Annotated in this window: 11 protein-coding genes; 1 reads left to right on the top strand and 10 read right to left on the bottom strand. The window is 60.9% G+C overall.

What is annotated here, in order from left to right:
- Positions 1-403: 403 nt before the first annotated feature.
- Positions 404-3,118, top strand: coding sequence for a S8 family serine peptidase (locus LVD10_RS11130; RefSeq protein WP_237063668.1), 2,715 nt, complete (start codon positions 404-406; stop codon positions 3,116-3,118).
- Between the two features lie 340 nt (positions 3,119-3,458).
- Here LVD10_RS11130 and LVD10_RS11125 read toward each other — a convergent pair whose 3' ends face one another.
- The 10 genes from LVD10_RS11125 to LVD10_RS11080 all read right to left on the bottom strand — a co-directional run bounded on the left by LVD10_RS11125 (position 3,459) and on the right by LVD10_RS11080 (position 14,969).
- Entirely contained in the window at positions 3,459-4,643 is a 1,185-nt protein-coding gene (locus LVD10_RS11125; RefSeq protein WP_237063667.1) for a PepSY-associated TM helix domain-containing protein, read from the bottom strand.
- 62 nt (positions 4,644-4,705) lie between these two features.
- Positions 4,706-6,805, bottom strand: coding sequence for a TonB-dependent receptor (locus LVD10_RS11120; RefSeq protein ID WP_237063666.1), 2,100 nt, complete (start codon positions 6,803-6,805; stop codon positions 4,706-4,708).
- Between the two features lie 398 nt (positions 6,806-7,203).
- Complete coding sequence (locus LVD10_RS11115) at positions 7,204-8,577, bottom strand: FAD-dependent oxidoreductase (protein ID WP_237063665.1); 1,374 nt, start codon at positions 8,575-8,577, stop codon at positions 7,204-7,206.
- 5 nt (positions 8,578-8,582) lie between these two features.
- Positions 8,583-9,863: a kynureninase gene (gene kynU, locus LVD10_RS11110; RefSeq protein ID WP_237063664.1), complete on the bottom strand. Its 1,281-nt coding sequence runs from the start codon at positions 9,861-9,863 to the stop codon at positions 8,583-8,585.
- Between the two features lie 12 nt (positions 9,864-9,875).
- On the bottom strand, positions 9,876-10,706 hold the full coding sequence (locus LVD10_RS11105) for a cyclase family protein (RefSeq protein ID WP_237063663.1): 831 nt from the start codon (positions 10,704-10,706) through the stop codon (positions 9,876-9,878).
- A 2-nt stretch (positions 10,707-10,708) separates the two neighbouring features.
- Complete coding sequence (locus tag LVD10_RS11100) at positions 10,709-11,728, bottom strand: amidohydrolase family protein (RefSeq protein ID WP_237063662.1); 1,020 nt, start codon at positions 11,726-11,728, stop codon at positions 10,709-10,711.
- Positions 11,725-12,246: a 3-hydroxyanthranilate 3,4-dioxygenase gene (locus tag LVD10_RS11095; protein ID WP_237063661.1), complete on the bottom strand. Its 522-nt coding sequence runs from the start codon at positions 12,244-12,246 to the stop codon at positions 11,725-11,727. Before LVD10_RS11095 ends, LVD10_RS11100 begins: the two co-directional genes overlap by 4 nt.
- 44 nt (positions 12,247-12,290) lie before the next feature.
- Positions 12,291-12,725: a RidA family protein gene (locus LVD10_RS11090; RefSeq protein WP_237063659.1), complete on the bottom strand. Its 435-nt coding sequence runs from the start codon at positions 12,723-12,725 to the stop codon at positions 12,291-12,293.
- Positions 12,726-12,738: 13 nt separating this feature from the next.
- Entirely contained in the window at positions 12,739-14,181 is a 1,443-nt protein-coding gene (locus tag LVD10_RS11085; protein WP_232941888.1) for an aldehyde dehydrogenase, read from the bottom strand.
- Complete coding sequence (locus tag LVD10_RS11080; protein ID WP_232941890.1) at positions 14,181-14,969, bottom strand: SDR family oxidoreductase; 789 nt, start codon at positions 14,967-14,969, stop codon at positions 14,181-14,183. Before LVD10_RS11080 ends, LVD10_RS11085 begins: the two co-directional genes overlap by 1 nt.
- Positions 14,970-14,987 lie beyond the last annotated feature (18 nt).

The raw sequence follows: 14,987 nt of genomic DNA, 5'->3' as shown, positions 1-14,987 counted from the left end.
GCATTATCCTGCCACGGCGCCTGAATACCTCGACTTCTCCTTCCTGCACCCGATCCCTGGGTGGCAGATTAATAAAAGTGTAGACCCGTTATTACCAATGGTTTCCTTTCTGCCCGATGCCGCTGCCAGCGGATATCCGGCGAAGTACACTGGCGCGGGCTGCAGCTCTACTGGTGCTTGCCGCTCGCCCGCCCGGATTCCGGCCCTGCCCGTCGCTGTTTAACCCGTGCCCGGCCTGTGGCTGTATTTGTGCGGCATTTCTGGTTTACACGCAGATCAGGGATTCCCCTATAGAGCTTCGCAGAAGCCCCAACTTACCATCCTGAAGGGCAGCGCCAGCCTGAAATTTGGGCCAGGCCGTTGCGTCCTGACAACAAGTAAAAGATAAGGATGGAGAACCAGTATGTTCCCAACTAACCCCCGCCGTCGTCGATGGCAGGCGTGGCTGTCGGCATCCCTGGCGTTCGCCATGCTGTCGGGCCAGCCCGCTATGGCGGACGATGGCATGATTGACGCGGATCCAGCACCGGAGGCAGTACAACCGGTCACCAGTGGAGACCGCCTGGTGCGCTTTGTGGAGTTGAACAGCAAGCCGCTGTCCGAAGCGCAGGTGAACCCCAGCCGCGAGGCAGCCTACCTGCGTAAGCTGGCGGTCGAGCAGGACGAGTTCCGCGCACAGGCCCGCGCCGCAGGCATCGAGTTCACCGAACGCCGGAACTTCGATGTGCTGTTCAACGGCCTGTCGATCGAGATTGATCCCGAAGACCTGGCCGCGCTGGAGGCACTGGACACTGTCTCTGCCAGTCACCCGATCTATTCGGTGATGGGGGGCCAGTCACCGGTGCCCGCAGAAGCGCCGGAGGGCACCACCCGAGACAACGTGACCGTTACCAACCTGACCGGTGTGCCCGAGGCCCACTCTGCCGGGATTACCGGTGAGGGTGTAGTGGTGGGCGTGATCGACAGCGGTATCGACTACAACCACCCGGCATTCGGCGGCCCGGGCTTCCCGAATGACAAGGTGATCGGCGGCTATGACTTTGCCGACGACGACGCGGATCCCTTTGACGACCGTTACGCCTCCGTTGAGATGCACGGTACCCATGTGGCCGGTATCGTGGCGGGCAAGGACGACATCATGGTCGGGGTTGCACCGGATGCGAAGCTGCGGGTCTACCGCATTTTCGGTACCGAGAATCCCGGCGCGACAGAGGATGTGTTGCTTGCTGCGATGGAGCAGGCGGTGGAAGACGGTTGCGACGTGGTGAATATGAGCTGGGGCAGTAACCGCTATGAAGTGCTGCAGAACGGCGTGATCTCCCGGGCCACAGACCGCATGCTGAGGCGCGGTACCGTACCGGTGGTGGCGATCGGCAATAACCTGGCCGGACCCTTCCTGCCCGGTAGCCCGGCAATTGCCAAGAGCGCGATTGCGGTGGCAGCGGCCTATAACAGCAAAGCCACCGAAATGGCATTCAAGGCCTCCAATGGCGAAATCATGCCTTTCCGTGCCATGTACCTGGGCCAGCCGGTTCCCGGCAAGGGCTCGTTCGAGGTCGTGGATGCAGGCACCGCCAACTGCGCGGCCCTCCCGGAGGATGTCTCCTACGAGGGCAAGATCGTCCTGCTCAAGCGCGGCCACTGGAGCTGCCGCCCATATATGGCGGTCAACCTCTACGCCGAGGCGGGTGCGGAAGCGGCCATCTGGTGGCAGGATTCCTGGGACCCGGATCGCTTCGCTTCGCAATTCAGCAGCACCATTGAGCGACTGGATATCCCCACCGTGGCAGTGCGTACCGGTGATGGTAGCGAGCTGGCCTCCATGAGCCCGGGGGCCAGTGTCAGCTGGGGTCACTTCTTCGAGGACCCGGCCACATTCCCGGGCAAGACCACCTTCTTCAGTGCCTGGGGCCCGAGCCATGAGCTCGACATGAAGCCGGATGTGATGGCCCCGGGTGGGTACATCTTCTCCGCTATCCCCGGCTATGCCGGTTATTACGGGTTGATGGACGGTACCTCCATGGCAGCGCCGCATGTGGCCGGTATCGCAGCACTGTTGCGCTCTGCTAATCCCAGCCTGAAAGCCCATGAGGCCCGCGATATCCTGCTCAGCACTTCAGAGCCGGCCGACTTCACGGTTGATCCGGACCTGGGCCTGCACCCGGTGGCACAGCAGGGCGCGGGCATGGTGAATGCCATTGCTGCCCTGGGAGCCCGCACCAAGGCGGAGCCGGCAAAGCTTTCCCTGGGCGAGTTCGAGGGCAGGCGCCTGTCCCGTGACATAACGGTGGAAAACAAGAGTGATACTGATATCAGCTATCGTGTGTCACATCGCTCTGCACTGACCGTTAACCCGCCGATGACATTCCGCTGGGTTCCCAGCACATCGGCGGCTACGGTCGAGTTTTCCAGTGACAGTGTCGTGGTACCCGCCTCTGGTGAGGCAAAACTTTCGGTGAGCTTCAGCCAGCCGGTTGATGTTGCCGAGGGTAGTATCCTCTCCGGCTGGATCGAGCTCACTCCCGAAAATGGTGGTGGGATCCTGCGGGTACCCTACCTGGGCATCACGGGCGATTTCCAGGCCCTGCCGGCGATCAACCCGACCTTCACTGATATTAACCAGGGGCTCGACAACCCGTCGCTTCGCCCGGGTAACGTACCCAATTGCGACCTGCCGCCTTACGCACGCCCGCGCTGCTGCAGCGATTCCACACCGGGAGCCTGCGGCTGGTCGATTGGCAAGAGCACGTCAGTAACCCTGGATTTCAGCAACGACAGTATTTATGACGATGTTGCCTTTACCATGCTGTCGCAGGGCTTCCCGATGCTGCGCAAATACCGTGCACGGGTGATCGACACAAGCGGTCGCACGGTGGCCTGGGCCAAGGACCGCTATACCGGCCTCCGGCCGGCAGAGCTGTTCGAGCACTGGGTGCGCAACAGTGGTACCGGCACCGGCATTGATTTCGCACAGTGGGATGGTGTGCTGGAGGACGGTTCGCCCGCACCTGAGGGTACTTACTACATCCGCCTGGAATTCGACAAGCTGGGTGGGGATGGTGTCAGCTATCCGGGCTTCGAGACCTGGACCTCACCGCCGATTACCGTAGTGCGCTAGGTACCTGGCCCACAGGCCCCGGGGCCAAATAAAGTGGGGCCGTGCCCGCCTGTTATCGAGTGCGGTTCGGGCTGGCGTAAACCCCCGGTTTTCCCAACGGCCAATGCGGTTATTGGGCGAGCCCGGTCAATGGGCGATTGGCATCACCGGCCATCGCCCATTTTTTTGTAATCCACTGGAGTGTCCTGCAGCTGTTATCCAGACCGGAAGCGGAGGCGCCCATACGCCCTTGCTGAAGGCGGGGAGCAAACCTGCAAGACATGGGAATGCCTGGCCCTGACGGGCTTCCCGGCACGGAATGGCGTTGCGCAGCTGTTACTCGCATCACCCTGGGATACCTTTACGGTGTCGATCGCAGCCCGGTCTGTGCTGCCTGCTTCCCTTCCCGGGCAGGCTTTTCCGGGGATCGTGATTTTGCCCGCCTCAGGACTCGCTTCTTCCACCAGAGGTAGACCCCTGTTCCGAACAGCAGGCCCGGGACCAGTCCGGCCAGCAACACCAGCCAGCGGCCGGCCAGGCCGAGGGCATCGCCATTATGCAGCGGGAACTGCCAGCGCAGGATTTTGTTGCCGAGCGGTATCGCGGTGACATTCTCGACCATCAACACCTCCCCACTGTACTGGTCCACGCGTGCGAAGCTGGCTCCATAGTTTTGCCATACCTCGCCGGCAGCGCGGAAGGAAACCCCGTAGCTGTCCGCCGCATCCTGTGGCAGGTAAATACGTTTCAGGACACCGCCGGGAAATTCCTCCTGTGCGATTGCTGCGGCGCGGTCCGGGGAAATCGGCTGGCCGCGGTCTGTGTGTGAGCCGGGCAGGGCAGCCAGGGGCTCGGTGGGGAACACGGCACTTACCACGGCCCGCACCTGCTGTGGGAACACCAGGGTGACGCCGGAGAAGCTGGTGACCAGCAACAGCGGCAGGAAATAGATGCCGAATACCCGGTGCACGTCGAAGTAGAAGCGGAAGCGGTTGCCGCTGCGGGAGATGCTGAACGCCTTGCCCCAGCGCCGGCCGCCGGTGCGGCTCTTTTTCGGCCACCAGAGCACGGCACCAGTGATACAGAACACCATCAGTAACAGCCCCATCAACCCGACCACGGTCTTGCCTTGCTTGCCGGACAGCAGGGTGTAGTGCAGCCGATAGAGCCAGGTCATGGTGTAACCGGGGGTGCCCCAGCCCCGCACGGCCAGAACTTCGGCATCGGTGGGGGATACGCTGACCTCGATGGGCCCCGGCGCGCCCTCTGCACCCGGGAAGCGCACGACATAGGGACTGCCGGATTGTCGCGGGGTCATCAGGCGCTTGGGGGCGGGATTACCGGGCACAGCGGCGCGGGCCGCGGCGAGAATATCCGCGTAGCTGGCCGGCGCCTCACTGGGCCTGAATGTGACGGTGTGTGGCGCCAGTTGTTCATCGAGCGCATGGTCGAACACCAGCAGGCTGCCGGTGAGGCTGATCAGTGACAGCAGCAGGCCCAGGAACAGGCCGGCGTACTTGTGCAGGGTGAACAGGGCTTTGCGCATGGTGAACTCGGTTATCCCGCCCGGCCGGTTATGGCCGGCGCGGCGGGTTTACGGGAGTTGGATCAGAATACCCGGGAGTAAGACAGGTTTACGCTGCGCCCCATGCCCTTGAAGTTGCGGATATCGTTGCCCGCGGTCTGGGAGTAGTAGGTAAAGTAGTCTTCGTTGGTCAGGTTCTGGATCCCCAGTGCGAACTCGCCGGACAGCGCCTGCAGCTGCGCACTGGCATCGATGGTTGCGTAGCCGTCAAACTCGGTGGTGACGTCGCCGTCGGCGTTCTCAAAATCCCGGTCCATCAGCCAGTTGGCCTGCAGGCGGGTAGAGAGGTTGTCGGTCCAGTTGCGGGCCCAGCTCAGGTTGATGCGGTTGGGCGCGATGTTGCGGCCGTCCAGGTCGGTATCCACACTGCCGTCCTGGTCCGAATCGTAGCGGCCCTCGGTGTAGGCATAGCGCAGCTCCAGGGTATCGCTGCCGCTCACGAACCACTGGCCGCGGGCTTCCACGCCGTCGATCTCGGTCTGCTCGCGCTTGACGCTGTATACGCCGTCCGCGCCCAGGGCCAGGCGCTGGCCGATATCGGAGTCCGACGTATAGTAGGCCAGCTGGGCGGCGAAGCGCTCGCTGCTGAAGTCCAGGCCCAGCTCGCGGTTCTGGGTCAGGATCGGCTGCAGGTCGAGGAAGCTCTCGACGCTCTGGCCCGGCTGGTTGATGCCGCGCAGCACCCGGCCCACGTCGGGCATGGAGAAGCCCTCGGAATAATTGGCATAGGCGCGCAGGGCGTCATTGATGTCGTAGGTAGCGCCGATATTGCCCAGGGTTTCACTGAATTCCGGCGAGCCGCCCTCTACCTGCTGGCTGCCGTAGGAAAAGAGGGTGGTGAAGTCTTCGACCTCCAATTTGGAGCGCTCGTGGCGGATGCCCGCGGTAACGGTCAGCCGCTCGATGCCAGTGAATTCGCCCTGAACGTAGGGGGCGATATTGCGGTACTGGGTCGGCGGTACCCAGGCACGGCCGGTCTGCACCAGCTGCTGCCAGGTCTCGTCTTCAAACATGTCCACGCCGTAGGCGAGGCTCACCGGTGCGCCGGCCACCCGGTCTTTCAGCAGGGTCAGCTTGAGGCCCCGCTTCTCGGAGTTGTTCTGCGACTGGTCGAAAACCTCATCACCGTAAGCCGGATCCTGGAAGGTACCGAAGGTGCCGCCGCCGTACGTGCCGGCAAAGTCCTGGGAGAATACCTGGGCACGCAGCCTGTGGCCGAAGATCTCCTCGTTGCTGTACTGCAGGTTGACGGTGGTGACGTCGTTGGAGGGGGCGTCGCCCGGGACCTGGCCCTCGACTGCGGTAGTGGGAATGCCGGCACTGATGTCGCCATCGACGCTGACCCAGTTGTTGTCACCCTCGATCTTGTAGTGGTTGGCGGTCAGCTGCAGGCGCTGGTCGTCCCAGCTGTAACCGGTCTTGATAAAGGCATTGATGGACTGGCTGTCCATGGTGTCGCCCTGGGTGTTGTCAAAGCCGACAATATCGCCATTGGCGTCGTAGCTGATGCCTGTGTCGCGATAGCTGAGGCTGGCCAGCAGGTCCACGTCATCCACCTTGCCCGACAGGCTGTAGTTGCCGCCGTAGCCTGCGGTCTCGCCCAGGTCTTCCGGCTGCAGGGTGGATTCCACGCGCAGGCTCTGCTGGAACTCGTCGCTGGGAGTGCGGGTGACCAGGTTGATGATGCCACCGGATGCGCCCATACCGTGGATGGCATTGGCGCCGTGGATGACTTCCACACGTTCCAGCATCAGCGGGTCGATGGTGTGTCCATCGCGCCCGCCGTTGCGCAGCGGGTTGGACTGGGGCACGCCATCGATCAGGTACAGCGGCTTGCGCCCGCGCAGGCTCTCACCGGAGCTGGTCATTTTCTGCCGGCTGGGGGAAAAGCTCGGGATCAGGTTGCCCAGCACGGTGGACAGGTCACTGGTGGCAGCCAGCTCGCGGGTCAGTTCGGCCTCGTCGATCAGGGTGACGGTATTGGGGATACTGCTCAGCGGTTTCTCGGTACGGCTGGCGGTAACCACTACTTCCTCATCGATTCGGGCGCCGTCTCCAGCGGCATAGGTGGCAGAGCTGGCAGCGGCAATGGCCAGGGCGAGCGTGGTATTCAGGTGGCGCATTTTCGGTTCCTTGATGCGTCGAAAGGTCGGGGATTTACGCGTTGTGGAATGGCCGGTGCAATAAAAGTGGCCGTTCTGTTGTACTGTGGCGGCAATGGTAAAGAAAGTGAGAATCAATATCAATAAGGTCTGGTGTGGGCAGGGCCCGGAGGAGCCAGCCGGTGTGAGATCGGGGAGTGGGGGTGAGGACCATTCGCTGGATGGGGCGCACCCGGCCCTTTGCTGGTCATCTTGCGGTGGAGAGATCAGGCAGAGGCGGGTTTCGGTCTCCGGGTTGGGAGGAGGCCGTGGGACTGGAAACGGCACCGCAGGCAGGCCGGTGCTTCCAGCCGGTCAGCTGGTGTCTTTAGCTGTCGATGCTCAGGCAATTGCGGCAGGGCTATAGCCAGCCGTGCGATTCAGGCCGTTGCAGTGGTTGAACCGAAGTGCTTTTTTACCAGTGCTGCCGCCTCCGACCAGTCCACCTCCTCAAGGGATTCTATGCCAGAGGCCAGGGTGTCCAGGATCTGCTGGTTGATTACCCCGCGGCGCTGGGCCTCGGCGTAGGGAATGCGCTGGAACATGACCATGCCATAGCGCGGGGTAAACTGTTCCGGCCAGCGCTTCTGCAGTTCGAAGCCAATCGCCTTCTTGAGCAGGAACTGCGGGTCGTTTACTGAATCCCGCATCTCCACGTAATTTTCCAGCGCCATGTCTGCAATGGCCGCGCCATTGGGTGCGCGCAGGCGGTCATATTCACTGAACACCTGCTTCCAGTCGGCGTAATGTTGCTCTATACACTGGTCCAGTACCACGCAATCCTCAAAGCCACAGTTCATGCCCTGGCCATGGAAGGGGACGATCGCATGGGCGGCATCGCCGATAAGGATCGCCTTGTCGCCAATATGCCAGGGTTTGCAGCGCACGGTCCCCAGCTTCCCGGTGGGATTGGCAAAGAAGTCATCCACCAGCCCAGGCATCAGCGCATCCACATCCGGGAAGTACTCTTCAAAGAACTGGAACACGTCCTCCTGCGTCTGCAGGGCCGCAAAGCTGGCTTCGCCTTTATTGGGCAGGAACAGGGTCACCGTGAAGCTGCCATCCATATTCGGCAGTGCGATCAGCATAAAGCCGCCGCGGGGCCAGATATGCAACGCGTGCTTTTCAATCAGGAAGCCACCATCGGCTCCGGCGGGGATCTCCAGTTCCTTGTAGCTGTGGTCCAGGGGCTCCAGGCTGTCGCTGCCATCCTGGGCAGCCACCAGCGCCTGCCGGACTTTTGAGCCAGCACCATCCGCCCCGATCAGCCTCGAGAAGGTTACTTCGACAGGAGAGCCGCTTTCATCGTCAATAAACACAGCGCAGTTGTTGTCGAAGTCAACGGAATCCAGCCTGTGTGAGAAGTGGATCCTGACATGCCCGGTGTCCTCCGCTGCGTCCAGTAGCAGGTGGTTCAGGTCCCCCCGGGAAATCGAGTAGATGACTTCTTCCTCGGTCTGCCCGTAAGGCTGGAAGTTCTGCTCGCCCCTGGGGTCATGGATCATACGGCCGCGCATCGGGATCATCATTTGCCGGACCCTGTCCATCAGCCCGAGTTGCTCCAGCGGGTAGATACCGCGATTGGCAAGTGCCAGGTTGATGGAACGGCCGGCAGAGATGTCGTGCCGGCGCAGGTCCACACGGCTTTCATAGACTTCCACATCAAAGCCCCGGCGGCCCAGGAAGCAGGCGGCCATGGCACCCACCAGGCCGGCGCCAGCGATGACGATTTTTTCTTTGCTGGTTTCGCGCATTGCCATCACTCGTTACAGGCGGATTTCAGGATTTGTACAAAGCGGTAAATGTCCGTAAAGCTGTTGTACAGCGGGACCGGGGCGATACGGATTACATTCGGCTCCCGCCAGTCTGCGGTAATGCCCGCCGCTTCCAGCCGCCCGAACAGTTCGCGGCCAGTCAGGTGTTTCGCGTCGCAACACAGCGACAGCTGGCAACCGCGTTCGTCCGGGCTTTCCGGCGTGATAACGCGGATAAACTCTGACACTTCAGCATCCAGGAGGTAGCGCAGGTAGCCGGTCAATTTCTCTGATTTCTTGCGCAGGGGCTGGATGCCACCGGCCTGCCGGAAAACATCGAAAGAGGCGCGGATCGCCGCAAGGGAGAGGATAGGGGGATTGGAAAGCTGCCAGCCCTCGGCGGTTGGCATCGGGACAAAACGGTTTTCCATCCTGAAGCGCGTATCCTTGTCATGGCCCCACCAGCCGGCAAAACGGTCCAGGCTGATGTCGCGCGCGTGGTGGCGGTGTACGAAGCAGCCGGCCACCGATCCGGGCCCCGAGTTCAGGTACTTGTAGGTACACCAGCAGGCGAAGTCCACATTCCATTCATGCAACTGGAGCGGGATATTGCCTACCGCGTGGGCCAGGTCAAAACCCACTTTGATACCCCGCGCCTGTGCCGCACGGGTAATGCCCGCTAAGTCCAGTACCTGCCCGGTGTAGTACTGCACCCCCGGCAGCAGCATCAGTGCGATGGTGTCTCCCTGCTCCGCGATCAGTGCCTCGATATCCTCCTGGCGGAGCAGGTCCTCGTTCTCCCGGGGCCTGAGCAGCACCAGGCCGTCCCTGGGATCTATACCGTGATGGCGCAGCTGGCTCTCTACCGCGTAGTGATCCGAGGGAAACGCGTGATCCTCGATCACGATCTTGTAACGCGTCTCACTCGGTCGGTAAAAAGTCACCATCATCAGGTGCAGGTTTACCGTGAGGGAGTTCATCATTACCACTTCGTCGGTGTTTGCACCGACGAGGTCCGCGGCGGTTTCTGCCAGGAACTCGTGGTAGGGCATCCAGGGGTGTTCGCAGTCAAAGTGTCCCTTGACGCCGAGGCTAGCCCACTTGTCCAGTTCCCGAACGACATAGTCGCGAGCCAGCTTTGGCTGCAGGCCAAGGGAGTTGCCACACAGGTAGATTTCCTCGGTGCCATCGCCGGTACGCGGAATCGAAAACTGTTCGCGGAACTTTGCCAGTGGATCGTCGCTGTCCAGTTGGTGGGCGAACTCCAGACCCGATTCATAATGCATGGGTATTCCTCGTTATTCTTCTTCCAGCGGAACCAGTATCGGCCGGCTGGGTGCGGCATCGGTGCGAAAAGCAGGTACCTGCAGGTTCAGGCCGTAATAACCGTCCGGCAGTGCGTCTGGCACAAATATCATTTCAGTGATGGTACGCATGGCATGGGCAGTGTCATCCATCTTTGTGATGCCGCGGGGGACATGCCAGAACTGCCGGTGGTTCGCCAGCTGCCCCTCGTCATACATCTTGTCAACGCTGGGGAAGTCCACCAGCAGGTGATCAAAATTTTGACTGATCCATTCCATGGCCTCCAGGCTCAGGAACACCGGTGGGCAATCCTCCCCATATTCCAGCGCGCACTTTTCGGGGCTGTTTGGCTGCGTCCGGATCACCAGTGCCGGGCAATCGCCGAGCCGCTCCGGAAAGCCGGTGTTATCCAGGGCCTCCAGTAGGGCGTGTCGCGTCACGACACTGTCGGTCGCTTCCGGGTTGGGCCAGTAGCCTTCGTTGCTTTTGGCAAGCTGGACGGGCTGCACTGACAGCAATACAGCGTTTTGCAGGATCGGAAGTGGCAGTTCACCCACAGCCACCTCATCGTCGACAATATGGGAGATGGATTCCGTATGCGTGCCGTTGCAGTGTGGTGTCAGCTGCAGGGTGCGCACGTTGCAGCTGCCCCCGCGGGAGGTATCCCCGACAAAACCGCCGCCCTCCACGGTCGTTACTGTTGCGGTAGGTACCCCGAAGTGGTTGGGCTGTGGGCCGGAAAAATCAAGCGGGATAGCAATGCTGCTGGCCCGCTCATGACACAGGCGGTACCGGACGCGGCCCAGTTCGAGAAAGGTAGCCATAATCAGCTCTCCATAAAGCGGGACTTTTCCAGCCCCAGCCATTCAAGTGCCGTGCCGTGCAGCAATTTGGCCTGCACGTCCTCGCTGTATCCCATCGATCGAATCAGGGCGCCCGGCTCCAGTTCGCCGAGCGGGAAGGGGTAGTCGCTCCCCATGGCGATACGGTCCGGCCCCGCAAGTTCCAGCAGGTAGTTCATCATCTGCGGGTCGTGCACGAGGGAATCGAAATAGATCCGGTCCAGGTAATTGCGTGGGTTAACCGGGTTGTCGACGGCACACAGGTCCGGGCGGACATTGAACCCGTGCTCGATACGGCCAATAGTGGCGGGGAAGGAGCCACCGCCATGGGCAAAGGCCACCTTCAGGCGGGGATATTTCTCGAAAACACCACCGAAAATCATTGAGCAGACTGCCCGCGATGTCTCCGCTGGCATACCCACCAGCCATGGCAGCCAATAGCGGGGCATTGTCTCGCGTCCCATCATCTCCCATGGGTGCACGAAAATTGATGCGTTCAGTTCCTGCGCTGCCTCCCATACCGGATAGAGTTCCGGTGCGTCCAGGTTCCAGCCGTCCACGTTGGAGCCAATCTGGATGCCGACCATCCCGAGCTCCCTGACGCAGCGTTCAAGCTCCCCAACGGCCAGCTCCGGCGCCTGCATGGGTACGGTGCCGAGCCCCACAAAGCGCCGGGGATGCGCGTCGACTACGCCGGCAATGTGGTCATTCAGCATGCGTGACAGGTCGAGGGTATGCTCGGGCTTTGCCCAGTAACTGAACATCACTGGCACCGTCGACAGTACCTGGACATGGACTCCGTGGTTATCGCATTCCTGCATGCGAACAGTGGCGTCCCAGCAGTTGCTCTCCACCTCGCGGAAGAATGTGTCTTCCTTCATCATGCGCGCGCAGCCGCACTTGTGGTGGTCCAGGTGAATAAAGCCCCCGTAACCATAGCGCTCTTTCAGGTTGGGCCAGTTCTTGGGCAGGATATGGGTATGGATATCAATTGTCAGCATCATGCCCCCGGGACTTCCATCACATGTCCGCAAGCGTTGCATGTGCGGTTCTGCTCTGAGGAGAAGAAGCGATCGAATACCGGCGGGAAGTCCTCCTCGATATTCTTCAGGTGGAAATATTCTTCATACAGCAGGTTGTCGCAGTGGTCACAGTACCACTGCAGGCCGTCCTTCTCGTGCGGCAGGCGGGTGCGCTCGATAACGAGCCCCACGGTATTCTCGAAACGCTGTGGTGAGTGGGGAATAAGCGGAGGGAGGAGGAATATTTCGCCTTCCCTGATCGGCACATCGACAACCCTGCCATCCTGCACGGTCTTGAGCAGCATGTCGCCCTCGACCTGGTAGAAGAATTCCGGCCCTTCATCCACGTGGTAGTCCTTGCGTGAATTGGGCCCGCCGACCACCATGATGAAGAATCCGTTTTCCTCGAAGACCAGTTTGTTACACACCGGCGGTTTCAGGAACTGGCGGTGGTCCTCGATCCACTGCTTGAAGTTGACGGGCGGCATCATGTTTTTCATTATTCTGTGGCCTCACAAAGCGGTGTTCACGGGTGGCTGTGGTTTTAGTCGATCTCCATCCCCTGGTCGACTGTAGCGATACACTTCAATTCGATTGCAATCGGGGTTGGCAGAGACAGGACCTCGACCGTGGTCCGACACGGCTGGTTATCCCTGAAGTATTCCGCATAGATTTCATTGTAGGTGTTGAAATCGTCCTTCATGTTGGTAAGGAATACGGTGACGTCGACAAGCCGGTCCCAGCTGGAACCTGCATCCTCCAGGATTGCGCGGACATTGGAAAACACGGAGTGGCACTGCTCGGCAATGTCATAGGCGGCTATGTTGCCCGCCCCGTCGAGTGTCACCCCGGGGATTTCCGGGCTGTCCTTCTTGCGCGGGCCGACGCCGGACAGGAATAACAGGTTGCCCACCTGGCGTGCATGTGGGTAAAGGCCGACGGGTGCCGGGGCCCGGGAGGAGTGTTTCGCTGCGCTCATGGTTATCTCAGCTTCATTCATAATTAATACAGACGTTCTTTGGCTCGGTGAAGAAGCGCAGGGCTTCCAGTCCGCCCTCACGGCCGACGCCGGAATTTTTCATGCCGCCGAACGGTGTGCGCAGATCGCGCTGTAACCAGCAGTTGATCCAGACGATGCCGAACTCCAGTTCCCTGGCAATGCGGTGGCTGCGGCGCAGGTTTTCGGACCAGACCGTTGCGGCGAGGCCATAGTCGGTGCCATTAGCCAGCCGGACGGCATCTTCTTCCGTGTCGAAGGGCTGGAGTGTCGCGACCGGGCCGAATATTTCCTGCTGGTTGGTCTCACAGTCCAGCGGCAAGCCCTCGATAAGCGTGGGTGCCACGAAGTAGCCCTGTGCGCAGCGCCCCTCCGGCATGACGCGTTCACCACCGCACAGGATCCTGCCGCCTTCCGCGCGGGCTTTGTCGATCGCGCCGATAACCTTATTCATGTGTGCCTGGGATACCAGTGCCCCCTGGTCGACATCGCCCCGGGGATCGCCGACGCGCATAGCTGACACCTGCTCGAGCAGGCGCTGGCGGAATTCGCCGTAGATACTGCGTTCCACGTAGATGCGCGAACCACACAGGCAGATCTGGCCCTGGTTGGCAAAGGCCGCGCGGGCAACGCCGGCCACGGTCTTGTCGAGGTCGCAATCTGCAAATACCAGGCTCGGGTTCTTGCCGCCCAGTTCCAGCGACAGTTTCTTGAACTTCGGCGCCGCCTGGGCCGCGATATGCGCGCCGGTCGCGGACCCTCCGGTGAAGGAAATGGCTTTCACCCGGGGGTGTACCACCAGCGCATTGCCGATCTCGTTCCCCAACCCATGTACGATATTCAACACACCGGCTGGCAGGCTCGCCTCGATGCACAATTGCGATAGCAGGAATGCTGTTTTCGGGGTGACCTCCGACGGCTTGGCAATCACACAGTTGCCGGCCGCCAGTGCTGGTGCAATCTTCCAGGTAAAGAGGTATAGCGGCAGGTTCCAGGGTGAGATACAACCGACAATCCCGACCGGGTCGCGCAGGGTGTAATTGATTGCAGTCTCCCCCATGGCGTGGGATTCGGACGCAAACTGGGTAATCGCATGGGCGAAAAAACGGAAGTTACTGGCCGCACGGGGAATATCCACGGAGCGCGCCAGGCTGACTGGTTTGCCGTTGTCCTCCGACTCTGCAGTGGCGAGCAGTTCCAGGTTTTGTTCAATCAGGTCGGCGATGCGCTCCATCAGCGCCGCGCGCTGCTCGGGTGGGGTCGCCTGCCAGCCCGCCTGTGCCTTGTCCGCGGCGGCTACTGCGGCGTCCAGGTCAAGCTCGCCGGAGCGTGGAATCCGGCCAACTACCTGTCCGGTAGCGGGCTCGATATTGTCAAGGTAATCCCCTTCCCGGGGAGGCACCAGCTGGCCATCGATATAGTTTTCGAGGGTTTCCATTACAGGCACCCGGTTCGGCCGCCGTCCACCGGCAGGTTGACGCCATTGATATAACCAGCAGCCGGGGAGGCCAGGAAGGCGACAGCCGCGCCGAACTCGTGCGCTTCCCCGAAGCGGCCCATGGGGATGGTGGTCTTCTCCCGCTCCGCCATTTCCGCTTCGCTGACACCGGCTTTTTTCGCCTTGTTGGTGATAATCGCTTCAAGGCGTACGGTATTGGTTGCGCCCGGCAACACGTTATTGACCGTGATATTGAACTGGCCCAGCTCATTGGCCAGGGTCTTGGCCCAGTTGGCAACCGCGCCGCGCACGGTGTTGGACACACCAAGGCCATTCAGCGGGGCTTTCACCGAAGTGGAAATCACATTGATCACACGACCATAGCCAGCCGCTTTCATGCCGGGCAGGAGTGTCTGTACCAGGTTGTGGTTATTGACCAGGTGGAGGTTGAAGGCATCGATAAATTCCGCTGCATCGGCAGCATTGGCCGGACCGGGTGCCGGGCCACCGGTGTTGTTCACCAGGATTTCAAAATTCCCCGTTTCGGCGATATGTTTCTCGATTGCCGATTTGACCGCCTGCGGGTTGGTAAAGTCGGCCACCAGTACGTGATGCTGCTGGCCCTTCGAGGTATCGAGCTCCTTTATTACCGCCTGCAGCTTCTCTGCATTTCGAGAGAACAGCGTAACCGATGCGCCAAGCTGTGCGAGTTCGATTGCACTGGCCTTTCCCAGCCCCTGGCTGGAACCGCAGACAAGGGCGCGTTTTTCTGAGAGATCGAGATTCATGGCAGTCGACTTCTTTTA

Origin of the sequence: Microbulbifer zhoushanensis, from assembly GCF_021729055.1 — a bacterium.
Lineage (GTDB): Bacteria > Pseudomonadota > Gammaproteobacteria > Pseudomonadales > Cellvibrionaceae > Microbulbifer > Microbulbifer zhoushanensis.
The sequence above is the reverse complement of the archived record's forward strand: the minus strand, read 5'-3'. Positions and strand labels throughout refer to the sequence as shown.

What these genes read in the sequence shown, in the direction of transcription:
- LVD10_RS11080 (WP_232941890.1), bottom strand. Translation starts at nt 14,969, where the DNA reads ATGAATCTCGATCTCTCAGAAAAACGCGCCCTTGTCTGCGGTTCCAGC.
- LVD10_RS11100 (WP_237063662.1), bottom strand. Translation starts at nt 11,728, where the DNA reads ATGATGCTGACAATTGATATCCATACCCATATCCTGCCCAAGAACTGG.
- LVD10_RS11115 (WP_237063665.1), bottom strand. Translation starts at nt 8,577, where the DNA reads ATGCGCGAAACCAGCAAAGAAAAAATCGTCATCGCTGGCGCCGGCCTG.
- LVD10_RS11120 (WP_237063666.1), bottom strand. Translation starts at nt 6,805, where the DNA reads ATGCGCCACCTGAATACCACGCTCGCCCTGGCCATTGCCGCTGCCAGC.
- LVD10_RS11130 (WP_237063668.1), top strand. Translation starts at nt 404, where the DNA reads ATGTTCCCAACTAACCCCCGCCGTCGTCGATGGCAGGCGTGGCTGTCG.
- LVD10_RS11105 (WP_237063663.1), bottom strand. Translation starts at nt 10,706, where the DNA reads ATGGCTACCTTTCTCGAACTGGGCCGCGTCCGGTACCGCCTGTGTCAT.
- LVD10_RS11125 (WP_237063667.1), bottom strand. Translation starts at nt 4,643, where the DNA reads ATGCGCAAAGCCCTGTTCACCCTGCACAAGTACGCCGGCCTGTTCCTG.
- kynU (WP_237063664.1), bottom strand. Translation starts at nt 9,863, where the DNA reads ATGCATTATGAATCGGGTCTGGAGTTCGCCCACCAACTGGACAGCGAC.
- LVD10_RS11090 (WP_237063659.1), bottom strand. Translation starts at nt 12,725, where the DNA reads ATGAGCGCAGCGAAACACTCCTCCCGGGCCCCGGCACCCGTCGGCCTT.
- LVD10_RS11095 (WP_237063661.1), bottom strand. Translation starts at nt 12,246, where the DNA reads ATGAAAAACATGATGCCGCCCGTCAACTTCAAGCAGTGGATCGAGGAC.
- LVD10_RS11085 (WP_232941888.1), bottom strand. Translation starts at nt 14,181, where the DNA reads ATGGAAACCCTCGAAAACTATATCGATGGCCAGCTGGTGCCTCCCCGG.